The following is an 18,118-nucleotide window of genomic DNA, read 5'->3' as shown; positions in this document are numbered from 1 at the left end:
GGTGCTCACCGTGGACAGCATCGCCGGCTGCATCGTCAGCATCGCCGGCCTCGTCGTGGTGATCATCGCAACCCTTGCCGCGCAGCGTGTTCCGGTGGTCGTGGTGGCAGCACCGGTGGCCGGACTGCTCATCGCGCTCGGTCTGACGGACCTCGAGGCCGCGGCCGACGAGGTCATGACCATGGCCCCGACCATCGGCTTCCTCGCCGCGATGCTGGTGGTCGCGGACGTGTGCGCCCGCGAAGGCGTCTTCACCTGGGTCGGGACAGTGCTCGCCGGTTGGAGCCGGTCCTCGCCGCATCGCCTGTTGCGTATCGTGTTCGTCGCTGCTGCGGTGACCACGGCCATCCTGAGCCTCGACACGACGATCGTGCTGCTGACTCCGGTCGCCGTCGCCACCGCGCGGCACATCGGCGCGCGCGTGACCCCGATCGCCTTCTCCAGCGCCCATCTGGCGAACACCGCGTCGACGCTGCTGCCGGTCTCCAACCTCACCAACCTGCTGGCGTTCTCGGCCACCGGCTTCGGCTTTCTCGGTTTCACCGGCGTGATGCTGGCGCCGTGGATCGCGGCGATCCTCGTCGAGTACTTGATCTTCCGGTGGTACTTCGCCGGCGAGTTGCGCAGTCCCACACCCGAAGCAGCTGACCGTGAACCTCAACCGCACGCTCGGCGCCCGACCCTGCTGCTCATAGGGCTGGCGCTGCTGCTGGTGGCCTTCGTGATCGCCGAACCGTTCGGTGTGCCGCTCGCCGCGGTCGCCGGGGCGGGTGCGGTGGGATTCACCATGCCGGAGCTACTCCGCTCTCCGATCGCCACCCTGCGCTCCACGATCACCGCGCTGAACCTGCCGTTCCTGGCCTTCGTCGCCACGCTCGGCGTCGTCATCCTGCCGGTGCGCGACGGCCCCCTCGGCGACTGGATCGGCGGGCTCATCCCGTCGTCGTCGACGCTGCTCGGCATCCTGGCGGTCGCCGTGCTCGCCGCGGTTCTGGCGAACCTCGTCAACAACCTCCCGGCGACGCTTCTACTGATCCCGCTGGTGGCCCACGACCCGGGACTGGTCATGGCGATGCTGCTCGGCGTCAACATCGGCCCCAACCTGGCCTACTTCGGGTCGCTGGCCAACCTGCTGTGGCGGGAGATCATGCACCGCGATGTCGCAGCGCCGACCTCACGCGAGTACCTACGGCTCGGCGCGCTCACCGTCCCCGCGACGCTCGGCGTCGCCGCGCTCGCGCTGTGGGCGAGCCTGCAGCTCACCTGAGCCCCCGCCCCTCTGCTGAGCGGCTAGACCGGAGTGCTCTCCTTGGCCGCGGCCGCCTTGGCCCAGCGGTAGTCGGCCTTGCCGGCCGGCGTGCGCTTGACCTCGTCGACGAACACGACGGTGCGCGGGACCTTGTAGCGGGCCAGGGTCTCGCGGCAGTGCTCCTGGATCTCCTCGAGCGACGGCTCCTCGGCGCCCTCGGCGAGCGAGATCACCGCGGCGACCCGCTGGCCGTACTTCTCGTCGGGAACCGGGACAACCAGCGCGTCGGCGACAGCCGGATGCGCGTGCAGGGTGGCCTCGACCTCTTCGGCGTACACCTTCTCGCCACCGGTGTTGATGCACTGCGATCCGCGGCCGAGGAAGACGATCGAACCGTCGGCCTCGACGGTGCCCATGTCACCCAAGATCGAGATCCGGGTGCCGTCCGGCAGCGTGGGAAAGGTCTTGGCGGTCTTCTCCTCGTCCTTGTAGTAGCCGAGGGGGACGTTGCCGATGCGTGCGATGTACCCGACGTTGCCCGAGCCCGGCTCGATCTTGTTGAGACTCTCGTCGACGACCATCATGCGGTCGGTCGGCGGCACCTTCAGGTTGCCGTTGTCGTCCATCATGATCTCGCCGTCGTTGCCCGACTCCGACGCACCGAAGTTGTCGCGCAGCACCAGATCCGGCTTCACCGCGAGCATGCGGTCACGCACGTGCTGCGACCAGATCGCGCCACCGGAGGTGATGGAGAACATCGACGACAGGTCGACGGAGTCCTTCCGCTTCTCCAACTCCTCCACCAGCGGCATGCCCATGGCGTCGCCGACGATGAGGACGATGTTGACCTTCTCCTTCTCGACCTCGGTGACGATGGCCTCAGGGTCGAAGTCGCGCTGGATCACCAGGCGACCGCCGAGGGTGAAGAAGGTGAACAGCGAGTACGATGCCGCGCCGTGCATGAGCGGAGCCGCCAGCAGGAAGGCGATGGACGGGAAATCCTTGACCGCCGTACCGATCTCCTCGAGATCTTTGCGGGGATCACCGTAGGGGTTGCCACCCGAGAGCGGCTTGCGGAAGAAGTCGTCGTGCTGCCACATGACGCCTTTTGGGTAACCCGTGGTGCCACCGGTGTAGAGCAGGTAGAGCTCTTCGCCGTTGCGTGGCTCGAAGTCGCGGTTGTCCGGCTTGGAGTCGGCCTCGGCGAAGGACACGATCTCGACGGTGCGTCCATCGGGCAGGTCTGCGACGGCCGCGGTGAGTTCCTCGACGACGTCACCGATGACGAACACCGTTCGGACGGCGCGCGTCTCGGCGAGCAGCGCGGCGACGCTGCGCTGGTGCTCGGGGAGTTCGACGATGATCGCGCGCGAATCGGAGTTGTCGAAGATGTACTGCAGCTCGGCGTTGGTGTACCGGTAGTTGATGTTGACCGGCACCGCGCGGACCTTCAGCAGGCCGAGGAGGCTGGTGACGTGTTCGACGCTGTTCTTGAGGAACAGTGCAACGTTGTCGAAGGCGCCGATACCCGAACCCGAGAGCAGGTGTGCCACCTGGTTGGACAGCTTGTCGAGTTCGGCGTAGCTGATCTGGCGGCCCTGATAGCTGAGCGCGATCCGCTCGGGCACCGAATCGGCGACCGTCTCGAAGACATCGGCGAGGTTGAACTTCATTCTGCGCGCTCCTCGTTCTCAAGAGAGTTGTTGCACTGGACTGGCTGGTCGGGACTGATGTGGGTGGTGGCTGCGGTTCCGGTCATGCGGTGAGCACCAACCCGCTTGTGGGGACGCCCGTTCCGGCGGTGACGACGACCTTCTCGGCGTCGTCGACCTGGTTGACGGAGGTACCCCGGATCTGACGGACGGCTTCGGCGATGCCGTTCATGCCGTGGATGTAGGCCTCACCGAGCTGGCCACCGTGGGTGTTGAGCGGCAGGCGGCCGCCCACCTCCAGGGCACCGGGTTCACGGACGAAGTCCTTGGCCTCACCGCGTCCGCAGAAACCCAGCTCCTCGAGCTGGAGGAGCGTGTACGGGGTGAAGTGGTCGTACAGGACGGCCATGTCCATGTCCTCGGGACCGAGGCCGGACTGCGACCACAGCTGCCGTCCGACGAGACCCATCTCGGGCAGCGATGCCAGCTCGTCGCGGTAGTAGCTGGTCATGATGAACTGGTCGGCCGCGGAACCGGCTGCGGCCGCAGCGATCACGGCCGGTGTGTTCGGCAGGTCCTTGGCACGCTCGGCCGACACGATGACCAGCGCGACACCGCCGTCGGACTCCTGACAGCAGTCGAGCAGGTGCAACGGCTCGGCGATGTACCGGGAGTTCTGGTGGTCCTCCAGGGTGATCGGCTTCTCGTAGAAGAAGGCGTCTGGATTGACCGCGGCATGCTTGCGGTCGACGACCGCGATTCGGCCGAAATCCTCACTGGTGGAGCCGTAGTCGTGCATGTACCGCTGGGCGATCATCGCGACGAACGCCGCCGGCGTCGACAACCCGTGCGGGTAGCTGAAGGCGTTCTCCGTGCCCGAGGAGTTCTCCTGGTTGGCGACCGCCGAATTCACCTGTCCGAACCGCAGTCCCGACCGTTCGTTGAACGCACGGTAGGCGACGACGACGTCGGCGACCCCGGTCGCCACCGCCATCGCGGCCTGCTGCACGGTCGCGCACGCTGCGCCGCCGCCGTAGTGAATCCGCGAGAAGTAGGTCAGCTCGGGGATTCCGACGGCCCGGGCGACCGAGATCTCGCTGTTGGTGTCCATGGTGAACGTGACGAGTCCGTCGACGTCGGCCGGGGTCAGACCCGCATCGGCGATCGCCGCCGACACCGCCTCCGCCGCGAGCCGCAGCTCGCTCCGCCCGGAGTCCTTGGAGAACTCGGTGGCCCCGATGCCGGCGATAGCCGCCTGTCCGGACAACCCGCCCATCAGTGCCCCTCCCCTTGCGACGAATTCGAGGCACCCTCGCCGATGGTGAGGGTCACCGTCGAGATGACGTGCTTGCCCAGCGAATTGGTTCCGGTGACGGCGACCGTCAGCAGGCCGTAGTCTGCGACCTCGGTGACCTCACCGGTGAAGGTGACCGAGTCGTAGGCGTACCACGGCACGCCCAGTTTCAGTGCGATCGAACGTATTCGGGCGGTGGGACCCGCCCAGTCGGTGACGAAGCGCTCGACCAGACCGGTGTCGGTCAGGATGTTGACGAAGATGTCCTTGGACCCCTTGGCCTGCGCGAGGTCGCGGTCGTGGTGCACGTCCTGGAAGTCGCGGGTGGCGAGTGCCGTCGCGACGACGAAGGTCGGGGTCGCGTCGACGACCAAAGGCGGCAGTGTGGTTCCGACGCTCACCGCCGGAGTGGCGACACCGGTCATGCTTCTCCCCCTTCACTCGCCGGTTCCCAGGCGTACAGCGTCCACGCCGGTGTTCCCGCATCGTCGCGGGCCGGGAAGTCCAGGAAGGTCGCCCGGACCGGCATGCCGATCTCGACGTCCTCCGGTTCGACGCCGCGCAGTTCACCCAGCATCCGCACGCCTTCGTCGAGCTCGACGAGGGCGACGACGAACGGCAGCTGCCGGCCGGGGACCTTGGGGGCACGATGGACCACGTAGCTGTAGACGGTTCCGGTTCCCGAGGCGACGACGTAGTCGGTCGCCGGCACCGAACCGTCGGCCTCGCGGGGCTTCCAGGTCGCCGGGACCGGCGGATGACGCAGGGCGCCGTCGCCGTCGCGCTGGATGCGCAGTTCGTGTGCGGCGACACCCTCCCAGAAGAAGGCGGTGTCGCGCGAGACGCTCGGCTTGAGCAACCGGGCCGGGTCGAGATCGTCGGGTACCGACGAAACCGGCTCGGGTGCAGCGTCCTTCGCGGCCGGGCGGAACTTGAGGATGCGGAACCGCATCTCCGCGACGACCTCGGCTGCACCGTTCTCGTCAGGCACCGACCACACGTTGCGGGTGGTGAAGAACCAGCCCTCACCGAGCGCGGTGTTCTTGGGGCCGACGATCTCGATGAGTTCGGCCGACAACGACACCTGTTCGCCCGGCCGGGTGTAGCGGTGGTACACGGTGTCGCAGTTGGTCGCGACCACCGAGGTGAAGCCCGCGTCGTCGAAGAGCTGTGTCGCGCGTCCGAGCGGATCGTCGGCCGTGCGTACGCCGTTGAGGCCGCGCATGGTCCACACCTGGGCCATCGCCGGCGGCGCCACCACGCCGGGGTGTCCGGCAGCGCGTGCCGCGGCATCGTCGACGTAGATGGGGTTCTCGTCGCCCATCGCCTCGACCCAGTTGTTGATCATCGGCTGGTTGATCGGATCGCGCCCACGCACCGGTGCACTCGCACCGTCGTCCATGATCGTCTGCGCGGCAGCGCGGATCGCCTCGTCTTCGGTCAATTCGGTACCGGTCAGCTCGGGGGTGCTCAACGCTTGGCCCTCGGGAGTCCGAGTCCGGCGGTGGCGATCATGTCGCGCATGACCTCGTTGACCCCGCCGCCGAAGGTGATGACGACGTGGCGCTTCTGCTGGACGTCGAGCCAGTCCACCAGGGCGGCGGTCTCCGGATCGGTGAAATCGCCGTAGCGGCCGATGATTTCGTTCGCCATCCGGCACACCGACTGGATGCGTTCGGTGGAGAACACCTTCGTCGCGGCGGCATCGGCCATGGAGATCGCCTCACCGGTGGAGGCGACCTGCCAGTTGAGCAGTTCGTTGATCCGGCCGTAGGCGTCGATGGTGGCCAGCGCCCGGCGCACGTCGGGCTGCTTCGCGATCACGGTGCCGTCGGGACCCGGACGCTGCGTCCAGGCACGCAGTCGGGCCGCCAGACCGTCGATGCGTCCGGCCGGTCCGAGCATGACGCGCTCGTGGTTGAGCTGCGTGGTGATCAGCTTCCAACCGTCGCCTTCCTCGCCCACGCGCATCGTCACCGGGACCTTCACGTCCTGGTAGTAGGTGGCGTTCACGTGGTGGGCACCGTCGGCGGTGATGATCGGCGTCCAGCTGAACCCGGGATCCCTCGTGTCCACGATGAGGATCGAGATGCCCTTGTGTTTGGGCGCGTCCTTGTCGGTGCGCACGGCCAGCCAGATGTAATCGGCGTCATGCCCACCGGTGGTGAAGATCTTCTGGCCGTTGACCACGTAGTGGTCGCCGTCGAGCACTGCGGTGGTACTCAGCGACGCCAGGTCGGTACCGGCCTCGGGTTCGGTGTAACCGATGGCGAAGTGCACATCGCCGGCGAGGATCGCGGGCAGGAAGATGCGCTTCTGCTCCTCGGTCCCGTGGACCTGGAGGGTCGGACCGACGGTCTGCAGGGTGACCGACGGCAGCGGGACATCGGCCCGGACGGCCTCGTTGGTGAAGATCTGCTGTTCGATCTCCCCGAATCCCTTGCCGCCGAACTCCTTCGGCCAGCCCACGCCGAGCCAGCCGTCGTCGCCCATGCGCTTGATGACCTTGCGGTAGGTGGGCCCGTGCCGCTCGGTCAGCATGACCTTCGCTTCTTCCGGGGTCACCAGGTCGGCGAAGTACTCCCGGAGTTCCTCACGCAGCGCGCGCTGCTCGGGCGTCAGATCGATGAACATGCTCACCCCTGTACTCGGTCGGCCGGGGCAGTGCCCTCGGTGATGTCGGCGAGTTCGTCGAGCCGCACGGCGGCCCCACCCACCAGGCGGGCGAGGTCCTTGGCGACGGAGAAGTACCGGTGCAGCGGGTAGGTGATGTCTACGCCGATTCCGCCGTGCAGGTGGGTCATCGCCCGCAGGGTCGGCGGGATCTCCTCGGCGAGCCAGTACGCGGCGACGCCGAGATCGGTTGCAGCGTCGAGGCCTTCGGACAGTCGCCACGCGGCAGCGGTGGTGGACAGGTCCATCGAGCGACCGACGACGTAGATGTCGGCGAGCTGCTGACCGACGGCCTGGAACAGTGCGATCGGCTTGCCGAACTGTTCGCGCGTCGAGACGTGGTCGGCGGTGAGCCGGGTGGCCCCGGCGACGAGACCGTCGGCGTAGGCACACAGCGCGAGCCGGTACCGGTCGCGCAGGACCGACAGCTCACGACTGACGACATCGGCATCGTCGACGGCGACGTCGTCGAAGGTGACCGTGCACTCGCCCCAACCGCTCGACGACGGGGTGCGCGTGAGCGTGACACCGTCGGCCGTCGGGGAGATGGCCACGACGCCGGCGTCGGACGTGACGAGCAGGACCGAGGCACCCTCGGCGTGCAGGACCCCGACCTTCGTGCCGTTGAGGCGACCGCCACGGACACTGGTCTGCGGAGTCGGCGTCAGCGGGTCGCCGTGTTCACCGATCGCGATGGCGGCCCAGCGCCCGGCGGTCAGGGACTCGCCCCAGCGCGACCATACGTCCGCACCGTTCCCGGCGGCCTCGGCGAAGACGAGCGCGGCGGTCAGGGTGCCGAGCGCGGGGGTCACCGCGGCGGCTCGCCCCATCCGTCGGAACAGCGGCAGCAGCCCCGCCTCGTCGACGTCGTCACCGTCGCGGTCGGCCGGCAACGGCAACGCGAGCAGCCCGGCGTCGACGAGCGCCTGCCAGGTCTCGGTGTCGAAGCCACCGATCTGATCACCTGCTCCCGACCCACCGGAATCCCGCCTGCCGAAGGTCGACTCCCAGTCGGGTTGTCGTCGTGCGAACACGTCCTCCGCGACGTCGCGAACCGCGATCGCCGTGCCGTCCAGGGCAAAGTCCACCCTGCGTCTCCTCACCGTGCGCGAACTACAGAACTAGAACTTGTTCTAGTTGTATCAGAGTCGGCGCATCAGAGGGTAGAGATCCGGCTTTATCTGCGGTTTCGCGCAGCCGCGACCGGTCAGCCGCGAGGCAAACCGAGAATGCGTTCAGCCGCCGCGGTCTTGAGGATCTGGGTCGTACCACCGGCGATCGACAGGCAGCGGTTCTGCAGCACGGCGTCGGACGCATCCGTGGCCGCGATCCCCTGCACACCGAGGAGCCGCAGGGCGAGATCGGGCACCGATTGGCGGTGTTGCACTCCGATCAGTTTGCGGACGCTGGACAGCGCACCCGGGTCGAGTCCGGCGAGTTGTTGGGTGGCGGCACGGGCGTCGAGGACCCGGCCGACGTGCGCGTCGGCGAACTGGCTGCCGAGTGCGACGCGTTCGGCGTCGGAGAGGTCGCGCGCCATGCCCTGCACCTGCCGCAGCAGCGACTCCATCTCCTTGCCGAGTCCCGAGCCGCCCATCGCCACGCGTTCGTTCGCGAGGGTGGTGCGGGCGAGCCGCCAGCCGTTGTTCACCTCGCCGACCACGCAGTCGTCGGGCACGACGACGTCGTCGAGGAAGACCTCGTTGAAGTTGGCGCGGCCGGTCAGCTCGCGGAGCGGCCGGATGTCGATGCCCGGCGAGGACATGTCGACGAGGAAGTAGGTGATCCCCTTGTTCTTGGGGGCCTCGGGGTCGGTGCGTGCCAGGCAGATGGCCCACTGCGCGTTGTGCGCCTGCGAGGTCCAGATCTTCTGACCCGAGAGCTTCCAGCCACCGTCGACGCGGTCCGCCTTGGTGCGGAGCGCGGCGAGGTCGGAACCGGCCTCGGGCTCGCTGAACAGCTGGCACCAGACGATCTCGCCCGCGAGGGTCGGGGCGACGAAGCGTTCGCGCTGGGCGTCGGTGCCGTGCGACAGGATCGTCGGGATCGCCCAGGCGCCGATGACGAGGTCGGGGCGGACGACGCCGGCCGCGTCGAGTTCGGTGTCGATCAACAGCTGCAGGGCCGCATCGGCCCCGAGCCCGTACGGTGCCGGCCAGTGCGGGGTGAGGTAGCCGGTCTCGGCGAGAACGCGCCGCTGGTCGTCGGTGTCGGCCTCCGCGATACGGGCGACCGTCTCGCGCACCTCGTCGCGCTTGTCCTCCACCTGCGACAGATCGAGTGCGAAGCGGCGGCGCGCACCGGCGAGCCCTCGGTCGGCAAGCGCGGTGGCGGCACTGTGCGCGTGGTCCAGAGCAGCCTGCGCGGCGAGCGCGGACCGCAGGTAGAGATGCGCGTCGTGCTCGAAGGTGAACCCGATCCCGCCGAGCACCTGGATGCAGTCCTTGGCCGTGGCGACGGGCGCCTCGGCCACCACGACATCCGCGGCGAGTCGGCTGATCTCGAGTTGTTCCCGTGCAGAGGCGAGTTCATCGGAGGATGCACCGAGCACCTCGTCGACCGCGCCGGCCACGTCCCATGCGACGGCCGTGACCTCCTCACTGCGGCAGAGCATCTCGGCACAGATGTGCTTGATCGCCTGGAACGATCCGATCGGCGCACCGAACTGCGTGCGGACCTTGGCGTAGTCGACCGCGGTGTCGAGCGCCCAGCGGGTGACCCCGCTCTGATACGCGGAGAGGGTCGCCGACAGCAGCCCTTCGACGAGCGGCGCGTCGGGTAGTTCGACGGGGTCGTCGGCGGTGACACCGGTCAGCCGAACGCGCGCCACCGAGGTGGTGCCGTCGAGCGGGGTCTGCGGCGCGATGTCGGCGCTGCCGGTGTTCGGCGGGATGATCCACCAGCGACCCTCCCGCCCGGGGATGTCGAGCGCGGCCAGGACCGCGACCCCCTCGGAGTAGCCGCCGACGAGTCCGAGGTCGAGGGCGTCGGACAGCGGCGCGGCCGCCCCGCCGGCGTGGCTCAGGACCGGCGTCACGACGGGTACCGCACCTTCGAGAACCTGGTCCAGGAGCGCCTGCGCCCGCGCATCGGTGCTGGTGGAGAGTGCGATGGCGGCGGTCACCGTCGGCGCGACGGGCCCCGGGACCAGCTCGATGCCGCACTGCTCGACCATCGCCGCCACATCGACGAACTCCGCACCGAGACCACCGGACGCCTCCGGCACCGCAGCCGCGAACACGCCGAACTCCGCGAGCTGACCGAACAGCTGGGTCCACTGGTCGCGCGGTTTGTCGATGTCGGAACGGACGAGTTCGGTCACCTTCGCGGCGCGCGCCCAGGACTCGATGCTGTGGCATACCGCGTGTTGTTCGGGAGACGTGGCGATTGTCACGAGTGATCCTCTGTATGTCGAGTTGTGAGGAATAATTAGAACCTGTTCTAATATGCCATGGGTGGAGGTGATCGGGTAGCCACCCGTGAATCCCCACCTCCCCGGTCGCCGATCACGTGAGGATGTTCGTTAACACATGGCCCGCTCTGCACCAGGCAACGCCGCGGTCGACGCCCCAGCGGGGGCCGCGACCCCTGCCGCGTCGCCCGAAGCCGGTTCCACCGCGCAGCGCGAACGCCGCCGCCGCATCCTCGACGCGACGCTCGCTCTAGCCTCCAAGGGCGGTTACGACGCCGTCCAGATGCGCACCGTCGCCGACAAGGCCGACGTCGCGGTCGGCACGCTCTACCGCTACTTCCCGTCCAAGGTCCACCTGCTGGTGACCGCACTGGCGCGTGAGTTCGAACGCGTCGAATCGAAGGTCGACCGCTCACAACTGCGGGGCGACACCGCGATCGACCGCCTGCGCCACGTACTGGACATGATCACCTTCGCGATGCAGCGCGACCCGCTGCTCACCGAGGCGATGACCCGCGCCTTCATGTTCGCCGACGCGTCGGCGACCGCCGAGGTCGATCAGGTCGCCGGCATCATCGACCGGCTCCTCGCCGGTGCCATCGTGGGCGTGGGCGAACCCACCGAAGAGGATCTCGCGATCGCCCGCGTGCTCTCCGACGTGTGGATGTCGAACCTCGTGCAGTGGCTGACCCGACGCGCGTCGGCCACCGACGTCACCAATCGCCTCGAGCTCACGGTCCGGCTGCTGCTGAAGGACCGCGCCAACTGAGCTGAATTCAGTCGTCCCGGTCGGCCGGCAGAGGGGTGCCGGCCGGCCGAGCGTGTACGTACGCCTCTACGACGGTGCGCATCACCGGCTTCCCGGCGTCGTTCACCACTTCCGACGTCGACCTGACGAGCGCACGATTGCGGTCGTCGAAGTCGACGGCGTCGATGGTCAGCGAACCGGTCAACGTGTCACCGGGACGCACCGGCCGGAGGAACACGACATCGGCAAGTCGCTTGCCCGCGATGACCTTCCAGCGATACAGGACCCCGGTCACCGCGAGCTTCTGATAGATCGACATCGTGTGCAGACCACTGGCGATCAGCCCGCCGTAGACGCCGGCCTCGGCCGCGGCCTTGTCGGTGTGGAAGTCCTGCGGGTCCCAGGTGCGGGCGAAGTCGAGCAGTTCGTCCTCGGTCACGTGGTGAGTGCCGAAACGGAACACCTGTCCGGCCTCGAGATCGTCAGCCCACAGTCGGTCGGCTTCGCTCACTTCAGATCTTTGGCGATCATCGGCCAGGTGGTCTTGAGATCGCGTTCCCAGTAACCCCAGGAATGGGTGCCGTCGGGCCGGAACAGGACCTTGTGCGGAACCTTCAGCGCGCGCATACGCTGCGCCATCTGCTTGGTGCACTCGTTGACGGCGGCTTCGATGACTCCGCCGAGGATCACCTGGTTGGCCAGCGTCGCCGGATCACCGGCGACCAGCGGGGCCTCGAGGCGGTCGTACCAGCCGGGGAGGCCGGTGCCGCTGGTCATGTAGACCTTGGTGCCCCGCAGCTTCGCGGCGTTGACGTACGGGTCGTTCTTGCGCCATCCCGACGAGTTGATCGGACCCCACATGTTGTCGACGTTGCCCATGCCGCGGTCGGCGACGACCATCCGGATGTAGGTCTGCCCCAACGGATCACTGGTTCGGGCGCAACCGCTGTAAGCGGCCACCGACTTGTAGAGCCGCGGTGCGGAGATGGCGAGGTTCAGCACGGAGGTGCCGGCCATCGAGATGCCCGCGATCGCGTTCTTGCGAGTGGTGTTGAACTCCCTGTCCACCAACGGCGGGAGTTCCTTGGTCAGGAACGTCGTCCACTTGTTGCGGCCGAGCACCGGGTCGTCACGCTGCCAGTCGGTGTAGTACGAGAACGCACCGCCGATGGGCGTCACGACGTTGACCTGCTTGTCGCGGAAGAACTTCGAGTACTGCGTCTTCGCCGCCCAGGTCGCCGAGTCCTCGCCGCCGCCGGCACCGTTGAGGAGGTACAGGGTCGGGCGTGGCTTGGTGAGGTCCTTGGGACGCAGGACGTTGACCGGGACCAGCCGGCGCATCGCGGCCGAGTAGACGATCAGCGTCGTCTGCTGGGCCGAGTCGTGGATGACGGTGTCGATTCGTGCGCGATTGGGGTCGGGTGCCGGCGCAGCAAGAGCCGCCGGCGCCCATCCGGTCGCCGCAACCGCGACGGCACACGCGACGACAGCCAGTCGCCTCTTCCACGAGGAACGCACCAATAGCCCCTTTGGTTAACAATGTTCTCAGACTTAACAAAGGTAACCGGGATCGACGGAGCACCCCAAGCCGAGACGGTCGTCGTTGTGCTTTTGTGATGTGCGGCAGGCCCGGTCAGCGTGGCTGGAACCGCTGCGCACCGTCGAGGCGCACGATCTCTCCGTTGATGTAGTTGTTCTCGAGCAGGTGTTGCGCCAGCGCGGCGAATTCGTCGGGAAGACCGAGGCGCTTGGGGTAGGGCACGCCGGCGGCGAACTTGGTGAGCGCCTCCTCCCCCATCGACTCCATGATCGGCGTCCGCATCGTGCCGGGGGCGATGGTGTTCAGGCGCACGGCAACCGAGCCGAGGTCGCGCGCGCCGGACAGGGTGAGACCCATGACCCCGGCCTTGGCGGCGGCGTAGGCGGTCTGGCCGACCTGCCCCTCGTAGCCGGCGATCGAGCTGGTCATCACGATCGCGCCGCGCTCCCCGGAATCCTTGGGTTCACCGGCCGCCAACTTGGCCGCGGTCAGCCGCAGGACGTTGTAGGTGCCGGTGAGATACAGGTTGAGGGTCTTGACGAACCCCTTCATCTCGGCGGGCGAGCCGTCGCGGCCGACGATCTTCTGTGCCACACCGAATCCGCCGTGCGCGATGACCGCGTAGCGCAGGTCGCCGAGTTCCCCCGCCTGCTCGAGCGCGGCGTTCACGGAGTCGTCGTCGAGCACGTCGGTGCGCGCATAGATCGCCCGCTCCCCCAGCTCTTCCGCGAGTTCCTTCGCCGGCTGGTCGGCCAGATCGGCGATCACGACCGACGCACCGGCGGCGTGCAGCCGACGCACCGTCGCCGCACCGAGTCCACCTGCACCGCCGGTGACGACCGCGACTTCACCCTCGAACGACATCTGTTCTCCTCACATCGATTTCACGTGCTGATCGGTTGGGCACATGCAGTTGACTCAGGCGCCGCTCCACTCGGGCTTGCGCTTCTCGGCGAACGCGCGGGCGCCCTCGATCGCATCTTTCGAGGTGAAGACCGGCGCGAGCAGGCGACCCTGGCGGTCCCACTTCTCGTCGTCGCTCCACGATTCCGACTCGGCGATGATCCGCTTGGTGACCGCGACGGCCAGTGGACCGTTCTCGGTGATGCGTTCCGCCAGCGCGAGGGCACCGTCGAGCGCACCACCCTCGTCGGTGAGAATGTTGACGAATCCCCAATCGGCGGCCTGTTCGGCGGTGAAATTGTCACCGGTCAGCGCCAATTCGAGGGCCTTCTGGTACGGGATCTTCTTGGGCAGGCGGAGAAGTCCACCGGCGCCCGCGACGAGGCCGCGCTTGACCTCGGGGATGCCGAACTTCGCCGACTTCGACGCGACGACGAGGTCGGTCGCGAGAACCAGCTCGGTTCCGCCCGCGAGTGCGTAGCCCTCGACGGCGGCGATGACGGGCTTGGCCGGCGGCTTCTGTGTGAAGCCCAGACCGCGACCCTCGATGGCCACCGACTCGCCGGCCGCGAAGGCCTTCAGATCCATTCCCGCGCAGAAGTTCCCGCCCGCGCCGGTCAGGATGGCGACCGACAGCTCCGGACTGTCGTCGAGCTCGTCCATCGCGTCGGCGAGCGACTGGCTCACTTCGTGGTTGATCGCGTTGCGCGCCTGTGGCCGGTTGATCGTGATGACGAGGATGCGCCCCCGGCGCTCCACGAGAACTGCGTCGGACATGTGTCGCTGACCCCTCACCGATTTTCGACGATCGCTGCGGACGCGCTCACGCGAAATCGGGCGGCGTCGGCCGCAGCTCGGGGGTCATCGTAAGCAGAGACCGGTCGCCGAATGGGGAAAATGAACCAACTGAGTTAGACAAGTTCCACGACCCCGTCCGCGTCTACTCCCGGATCTCGTCGACCAGTCCCCAGTCCAGTGCCTGCTGGGCGTCGATCTCGGCACCTGTGACGAACAGGTACAGCGCACGCCACCGTCCGATGCGCCGGGGAACGCTCACGGTTCCGCCCGCTCCAGGAATGAGACCCATCGACACCTCGGGCAGACGAATGCGGGTGTCCGGGGCGGCGACGATGTGCCCGGCGAACGCGGGGATCTCGATACCCGCGCCGACGCAGTGCCCGTGCAGCCGGACTTCGACTTTGTCAGCGAGCGTGGACACCAACCGGCCGGCCCCACCGCGCGTGCGGATCAGATGGGCGGTCGACGAGTCGGGCATGTGGCCGAACTCGTCGAGGTCGCCGCCGGCACAGAAGGAGCTGCCCGCGCCGTCGATGATGATGCGGTCGATCGAGTCGTCGAGGACCGCGAGGCGCAATGCCTCCACGAGCGCGTCGCGGAGCGCGGTGCCGTAGGCGTTGCGGCGTTCGGGCCGGTTGAGGGTGATCCGCAGAGTGTCGCCCTGTCGGTCCAGCAGCACCGGGTCGACGGCGGGCGGCGGAAGAGGTCGTCCTTTCGCTCGACGCTCCTCCAGCCACCGACCGAACTCGTCGCCGCCCTGGAGTGTCGAGTAGCCCAGCGATTCGACGTCGATGGCCGCGACGGGGTCGAGCGGTTCGGCGGCACGCACGATCTGCGCGGCGACGAGGGATGCCTGCGGGCAGCGCGAGACGGCATCGGTGAACACTGCGACAGTCGCGTCCACGTCGTCGGCGACCACCACACTCCGGTGGCCGGTTCCGGCCGGGGCACAGGTGAGATCGAGTGCCTCCAGCAGCGGGTTCAGCGCGTCGTCGAGCGGGCCCGTCGCAGTTCCCATCAGGATCACGTCCGACGCCGAGGCACGGTCGACGGCCCGGGTCAGGTCACCGTCGGTCACGCCATCCGCGGTGTCGAGGTCCACCAGCACCAGCGGGAGTGAGACAGCGGCACCCTCCCCGAACAGGCCTCCGCCGCCGACGACCGGTTCGGCGGCGAGATCGGCGATCGAGATGCGGCGGGCGTGCATGACGGTGAACCTCCTGAGCTTTACGTGCGGACGGTAGCATTTCGCCCGTGTCCAGCCCTGCGTCCCATGATCCGGTGCGCGCTTGGGCGGAGAGCGGGATCCCGCATCTCACCGGCAGGCCCGACGGCCCGCCGCTCATCCCGCCCGGCCATGCTGCGGCACGGGCGCGCGAACTCACCGACTGGATCCGCACGGCAAGCGCCGGAGCGGTCGACGTCGACGGTGCCGCACTGCTGGGAGAGCGCGCGGCACTGACGGGTCACCGCCGCCAGGGAGACCTCACCCCGGGCGGATCGGGGCGTCTGCTTCCCGCGTCGGACGGCTGGGTCGCGGTGAGTTGCGCACGCCCAGACGACCCCCTCCTGCTGGGCGCGCTGATCGAGGGCGAGGTCACCGGGGACGATCTCTGGCCGAAGGTCGCCGCCTGGCTCGCCGGACACTCCCGAGCGGACTTCGACGAACGTGCTGCACTGTTGGGCATCGCGGGCGGCGGTGTCGCACATGGCGCCGCGATCGCTGACGCAGCGCGTGACGCATTGCGGCCGAACGGTGTTCCCCGTCCGGTCGACGGTCTGCTCGTCGTCGATTTCAGTGCCCTCTGGGCCGGGCCACTGTGCGCACACCTGCTGGGTCTCGCGGGAGCGCGGGTGGTGAAAGTCGAGACACCGCAACGTCCGGACGGCGCGCGACGCGGAAACCAGGACTTCTACCGATTGCTCCACGACGGCCACGAATCCGCCGTGCTCGACCCGTCCATCGCCGCTGAACGCGAAGCGCTTCGCCGACTCGTGGCCGCGGCCGACATCGTGATCGAGGCATCCCGACCACGGGCGCTACGCGGATTCGGTCTGCGCGCCGAGGATTTCGTCGCCAACGGGATCACCTGGCTGTCCATCACCGCGGCCGGACGCGACTCCCACCGGATCGGCTTCGGCGACGACGTCGCGGCCTCGGCGGGTCTGGTCGCCGCCGACGACGCGGGCCCGATGTTCGTGGGCGACGCGATCGCCGATCCGTTGGCCGGTCTGATCGCCGCCGCGCTGGCGATGTGCGAGCCCGGCAACGGCACACTGTGGGACATCTCCATGCGCGCCACCGTCGCCTCGACCCTCGGCGGTCCACCGTCCCCGCCCACGCGTCGCGACGGCGATCAATGGGTGGTCGACACCGGTTCCGGCACAGTGCCCCTCGATCCTCCCCGAGCACGCGCCGACGGTGGAGGAACCCGATGATCGGCACCCTGTTCCGTGGGGTGTCACTCCCCGAGGGCATCCGCGACGTGGCCGTGGTCGACGGCATGATCACCACGGTTGGCGTGGACCTCACGGGCGACGCGGCAACGGGATTCGACGTCATCGACGCCGACGGCGGTGCACTCATCCCTGGTCTCCACGACCATCACATTCACCTCCACGCGCTGGCTGCGGCCTCGGCGTCGGTACAGTGCGGTCCGCATCAGGTGACGAGTGCCGACGACCTCGCCGCCGTCCTGGCTCACGCTCCCGACACCTCCGGCTGGGTCCGCGGCATCGGCTATGTGGAGACCGTTGCCGGACTTCTCGATTCCGCCGCCCTCGATCAGCTCCACGCCCACCGGCCGGTCCGCATCCAGCACCGCAGCGGAGCGGTGTGGTTCCTCAACAGCGCCGCCGCCGTGGCCGTCGGGTTGCGGACCGCCGATCATCCCGGCGTCGAGCGAGACGACTCCGGAGCACCGACCGGGCGGGTGTGGCGCGCCGACGACTGGCTTCGGGAGCGGATGGGGCACGCCCGGCCGCCGGATCTGTCGTGCGTCGGTGCCGAGCTGGCCCGATACGGCGTCACCGGGGTCACCGACGCCACGCCGAACCTGTCCGACGAGTCCCTCATCGCGCTCGTCTCCTCGCACACGAACGGAGCAGTGCCACAACGACTCCACCTGCTGGGAAGTCCGCTCGACGCGACACCAGACCTCCCACCGACCGTGACCGTCGGCCCGTTCAAGATCGTCCTCGCCGACTCCGACCTCCCCGACTTCCCCACCCTGTGCGAGCAGATCCGGACCGCGCACTCGCGGGGGCGCGGCGTCGCCGCGCACTGCGTCACCCGGGAAGCGCTGCTCCTCCTGCTCGCGGCCCTCGACGAGGTCGGCGGCCACCCGGACGACCGGATCGAACACGGCGCGATCATCGCCGCAGACACCGTCGAGGAGCTGCACCACAGGCAGATCCCCATCGTCACCCAACCCGGCTTCATCACCGCGCGGGGCGACGACTACCTGGATCGCCTCGACACCTCCGATGTCGCCGACCTGTACCGCTGCGCATCACTCGTCGAACGCGATGCACCCGTCGCGATGTCGAGCGACGCCCCCTACGGACCGGTCGATCCATGGACGGTGATCGCCGCTGCCGCAACCCGTCTCGCACCGGACGGCCGCACCGTCGGCGCCGACGAACGGGTCAGCCGCGGAACAGCATTGGGTTGTTATCTGACGCCGCTGAGCACCCCGGGCGCAGCGCCACGGACGGTCCGTCCCGGTGAACCCGCCGACCTCGTCCTACTCGATGACACTCTCGAATCCGCACTACGGACAGGCGCGGATTCCGTGCGCTGCACAATGATCCGAGGGAGCGTGGCGTACCGGCGTGGGGAGTGAGCCG

At 68.4% G+C, this 18,118-nt stretch carries 16 protein-coding genes; 4 read left to right on the top strand and 12 right to left on the bottom strand.

The features are described 5' to 3' along the window. Position 1: 1 nt before the first annotated feature. Complete coding sequence (locus GKZ92_RS03825) at positions 2-1,267, top strand: SLC13 family permease (RefSeq protein WP_035751912.1); 1,266 nt, start codon at positions 2-4, stop codon at positions 1,265-1,267. A gap of 23 nt (positions 1,268-1,290) precedes the next feature. Here GKZ92_RS03825 and GKZ92_RS03820 read toward each other — a convergent pair whose 3' ends face one another. From GKZ92_RS03820 to GKZ92_RS03790, 7 genes are all read right to left on the bottom strand, one after another. Continuing rightward, positions 1,291-2,922, bottom strand: coding sequence for an acyl-CoA synthetase (locus GKZ92_RS03820; protein ID WP_035751914.1), 1,632 nt, complete (start codon positions 2,920-2,922; stop codon positions 1,291-1,293). A gap of 82 nt (positions 2,923-3,004) precedes the next feature. After that, the gene (locus GKZ92_RS03815; RefSeq protein ID WP_035751917.1) at positions 3,005-4,177 is read right to left on the bottom strand and encodes a lipid-transfer protein; all 1,173 of its coding nucleotides are present in this window, start codon (positions 4,175-4,177) and stop codon (positions 3,005-3,007) included. Then, positions 4,177-4,620, bottom strand: coding sequence for a MaoC family dehydratase (locus GKZ92_RS03810; RefSeq protein WP_035751919.1), 444 nt, complete (start codon positions 4,618-4,620; stop codon positions 4,177-4,179). Before GKZ92_RS03810 ends, GKZ92_RS03815 begins: the two co-directional genes overlap by 1 nt. Then, positions 4,617-5,669: a bifunctional MaoC family dehydratase N-terminal/OB-fold nucleic acid binding domain-containing protein gene (locus GKZ92_RS03805; RefSeq protein ID WP_035751921.1), complete on the bottom strand. Its 1,053-nt coding sequence runs from the start codon at positions 5,667-5,669 to the stop codon at positions 4,617-4,619. Before GKZ92_RS03805 ends, GKZ92_RS03810 begins: the two co-directional genes overlap by 4 nt. Then, entirely contained in the window at positions 5,666-6,829 is a 1,164-nt protein-coding gene (locus tag GKZ92_RS03800; protein ID WP_035751924.1) for an acyl-CoA dehydrogenase family protein, read from the bottom strand. Before GKZ92_RS03800 ends, GKZ92_RS03805 begins: the two co-directional genes overlap by 4 nt. A 2-nt stretch (positions 6,830-6,831) precedes the next feature. Beyond that, complete coding sequence (locus tag GKZ92_RS03795; protein ID WP_035751926.1) at positions 6,832-7,956, bottom strand: acyl-CoA dehydrogenase family protein; 1,125 nt, start codon at positions 7,954-7,956, stop codon at positions 6,832-6,834. Between the two features lie 119 nt (positions 7,957-8,075). Then, positions 8,076-10,262: an acyl-CoA dehydrogenase family protein gene (locus GKZ92_RS03790; protein ID WP_035751929.1), complete on the bottom strand. Its 2,187-nt coding sequence runs from the start codon at positions 10,260-10,262 to the stop codon at positions 8,076-8,078. A 136-nt stretch (positions 10,263-10,398) separates the two neighbouring features. On the opposite strand from GKZ92_RS03790, the gene kstR reads away from it, so the two are divergent. After that, the gene (gene kstR / locus GKZ92_RS03785) at positions 10,399-11,049 is read left to right on the top strand and encodes a cholesterol catabolism transcriptional regulator KstR (RefSeq protein WP_005194416.1); all 651 of its coding nucleotides are present in this window, start codon (positions 10,399-10,401) and stop codon (positions 11,047-11,049) included. 7 nt (positions 11,050-11,056) lie between these two features. Here kstR and GKZ92_RS03780 read toward each other — a convergent pair whose 3' ends face one another. The 5 genes from GKZ92_RS03780 to GKZ92_RS03760 all read right to left on the bottom strand — a co-directional run bounded on the left by GKZ92_RS03780 (position 11,057) and on the right by GKZ92_RS03760 (position 15,476). Next, positions 11,057-11,539, bottom strand: coding sequence for a MaoC/PaaZ C-terminal domain-containing protein (locus GKZ92_RS03780; RefSeq protein WP_006358420.1), 483 nt, complete (start codon positions 11,537-11,539; stop codon positions 11,057-11,059). Next, a complete protein-coding gene (locus GKZ92_RS03775; RefSeq protein ID WP_035751933.1) occupies positions 11,536-12,546 on the bottom strand; it encodes an alpha/beta hydrolase in 1,011 nt (336 codons plus the stop codon). Before GKZ92_RS03775 ends, GKZ92_RS03780 begins: the two co-directional genes overlap by 4 nt. Positions 12,547-12,661: 115 nt before the next feature. Continuing rightward, complete coding sequence (locus GKZ92_RS03770; protein ID WP_042376226.1) at positions 12,662-13,432, bottom strand: SDR family NAD(P)-dependent oxidoreductase; 771 nt, start codon at positions 13,430-13,432, stop codon at positions 12,662-12,664. 54 nt (positions 13,433-13,486) lie between these two features. Further along, the gene (locus tag GKZ92_RS03765; protein WP_035751939.1) at positions 13,487-14,248 is read right to left on the bottom strand and encodes a crotonase/enoyl-CoA hydratase family protein; all 762 of its coding nucleotides are present in this window, start codon (positions 14,246-14,248) and stop codon (positions 13,487-13,489) included. A gap of 163 nt (positions 14,249-14,411) precedes the next feature. Next, entirely contained in the window at positions 14,412-15,476 is a 1,065-nt protein-coding gene (locus tag GKZ92_RS03760) for an enoyl-CoA hydratase/isomerase family protein (RefSeq protein WP_155225010.1), read from the bottom strand. 47 nt (positions 15,477-15,523) lie between these two features. Here GKZ92_RS03760 and GKZ92_RS03755 point away from each other — a divergent pair, with 47 nt between their 5' ends. Together GKZ92_RS03755 and GKZ92_RS03750 are read left to right on the top strand one after the other, a co-directional pair. After that, a complete protein-coding gene (locus tag GKZ92_RS03755; protein ID WP_155225009.1) occupies positions 15,524-16,708 on the top strand; it encodes a CoA transferase in 1,185 nt (394 codons plus the stop codon). Next, entirely contained in the window at positions 16,705-18,114 is a 1,410-nt protein-coding gene (locus GKZ92_RS03750) for an amidohydrolase family protein (protein ID WP_155225008.1), read from the top strand. Before GKZ92_RS03755 ends, GKZ92_RS03750 begins: the two co-directional genes overlap by 4 nt. The last annotated feature ends 4 nt before the right edge of the window (positions 18,115-18,118 follow it).

Origin of the sequence: Gordonia sp. 135 (assembly GCF_009720185.1) — a bacterium.
Lineage (GTDB): Bacteria > Actinomycetota > Actinomycetes > Mycobacteriales > Mycobacteriaceae > Gordonia > Gordonia alkanivorans.
This window is presented reverse-complemented; position numbering and strand designations above follow the sequence as displayed.